General features: G+C 37.2%; 1 protein-coding gene. It reads left to right on the plus strand.

The genetic code is table 11. The annotated features are described in order from the left end of the window. The coding region (locus tag P8M54_RS16260) for a methylmalonyl-CoA mutase family protein (RefSeq protein WP_300289099.1) at positions 1–2,354 on the plus strand (2,354 nt) is incomplete at its 5' end. Positions 2,355–2,414: the final 60 nt, after the last annotated feature.

The following is a 2,414-nucleotide window of genomic DNA, read 5'->3' on the forward strand; positions in this document are numbered from 1 at the left end:
GCAATCATAATCTATGGGATGTAAATCCTGATGAAATGCCTGTTTTTGGTACAATCGCTTCTCAATTTAACGATCCAGGAATGAACACGCTTTACAAATCTATCATGGATAAAATTGTAGAGAAAACAAATTCAGACTTAAAATCTACTTTCGAAGTAACTCGCGAAATGAGTGAGAAGATATTTGTGATTCCGCCGCACAGAACACGTTATTTATCTGAAATTGCCGAAAGCAATCGTAAATATGATGAAACTGCTTTGAGTCAACAAAAAGTAGCTCAAAAATTGTACGGTATTTTCAAAACTATCGAATCGGTTTCTGGACAAGTTCCCGTTATTACTAAAACGGGACTGGATGATAGTACCGTTTATCCTTCTGCAGTAATAGAGCACGATGAAAATACAATCTTCCTAAATTTATTACTGAATCAATTTGATAAAGTAAAAATGGATTTAGATCCATATAATTGGGAAGTGATTTTAACTTGGGACGAAAAAGTAAATAAATATAAAAACCCGATCTACTCGTTTAAAGTGAGAGATAAGGTAATCGAAATAAAAACGCATTCAGAGTCATTATCCCATTCTCAAATTCCGAAAATAGCATTGCCTAAATACGAAGCTTGGGGAGATATTTTAAGATGGTGCTTGCAAGAAAATGTACCAGGAGAATTTCCTTTTGCATCAGGTTTGTACCCGTTTAAAAGAGAAGGCGAAGATCCTTCCCGTATGTTTGCTGGAGAAGGTGGACCTGAAAGAACCAACAAGCGTTTTCACTATGTAAGTGCGGGATTACCTGCAAAGCGTTTGTCAACAGCGTTTGACAGTGTGACTTTATATGGTAACGATCCACATTTACGTCCCGATATTTATGGAAAAATTGGTAATGCGGGGGTTTCTATTTGCTGTCTTGACGATGCTAAAAAATTATACTCTGGTTTTGACTTGGTGCATGCTTTTACTTCGGTAAGTATGACTATCAATGGACCAGCTCCTATGTTGCTTGGTTTCTTTATGAACGCTGCTATTGATCAACAATGTGAATTGTACATTAAAGCCAACGGTTTAGAGAAAGAAGTTGAGGCGAAAATCAAAGCGATTTACAAAGAAAAAGGAGTAGCTAGACCAACATACAACGGTGATTTACCTGCAGGGAATGACGGCTTAGGATTGTATTTACTAGGAGTTACTGGAGATCAAGTTTTACCAGCTGACGTTTATAACGAAATCAAAGTAAGAACACTTTCGCAAGTGCGTGGAACGGTTCAGGCTGATATTTTAAAGGAAGATCAGGCACAAAACACTTGTATCTTCTCTACTGAATTTGCACTTCGATTAATGGGAGACGTTCAGGAATATTTTATTACAAACAATGTAAGAAACTTTTATTCGGTTTCGATTTCAGGATACCATATCGCTGAGGCGGGCGCTAACCCAATTACGCAATTAGCATTTACACTTTCAAACGGATTTACGTATGTAGAATACTATTTAAGTCGTGGAATGAATATCAACGACTTTGGACCTAACTTATCCTTTTTCTTTTCGAACGGAGTAGATCCTGAATATGCAGTTATTGGTCGTGTAGCACGTAAAATTTGGGCGAAAGCCATGAAAAACAAGTACGGAGCTAATGAAAGAGCGCAAATGTTGAAATACCATATTCAAACATCAGGACGTTCTTTGCACGCACAAGAAATTGATTTCAATGATATTCGTACCACTTTGCAAGCCTTATATGCTATTTACGATAACTGTAATTCGCTGCATACTAACGCATATGATGAAGCGATTACAACGCCTACAGAAGAATCAGTACGTCGTGCAATGGCAATTCAGTTGATTATCAATAAGGAATTAGGTCTAGCCAAAAACGAAAATCCAATTCAAGGTTCGTTTATTATCGAAGAATTAACCGATTTAGTTGAAGCTGCTGTTTTACAAGAATTCGACCGAATCACAGAGCGTGGTGGCGTACTTGGTGCTATGGAAACCATGTACCAACGATCAAAAATTCAAGAAGAGAGTTTGTATTATGAAACATTGAAACATACGGGTGAATTCCCAATTATTGGAGTAAATACCTTCTTAAGTTCTAAAGGATCACCAACAGTTATTCCAGCTGAGGTAATTCGTGCAACCGAAGAGGAGAAGCAATTCCAAATTAACACTTTGGAGAATTTGCACAAAGCCAATGCGAAACAAGTTCAATTACAATTGGAAAGTATTCAAGATGCGGCCATTAAAAACGAAAATTTATTTGATCATTTAATGGAGGCAACTAAGGTATGTACTTTGGGACAAATCACTGCCGCATTATTTGAAGTAGGTGGCCAGTATAGGAGAAATATGTAAGCAGAGAACCGCTTTTTACGAAGTAAAAAGCGTGTGAATCGCTTATCCCGATTTTTATCG

It is taken from the genome of Flavobacterium sp. (assembly GCF_029242675.1).
Lineage (GTDB): Bacteria > Bacteroidota > Bacteroidia > Flavobacteriales > Flavobacteriaceae > Flavobacterium.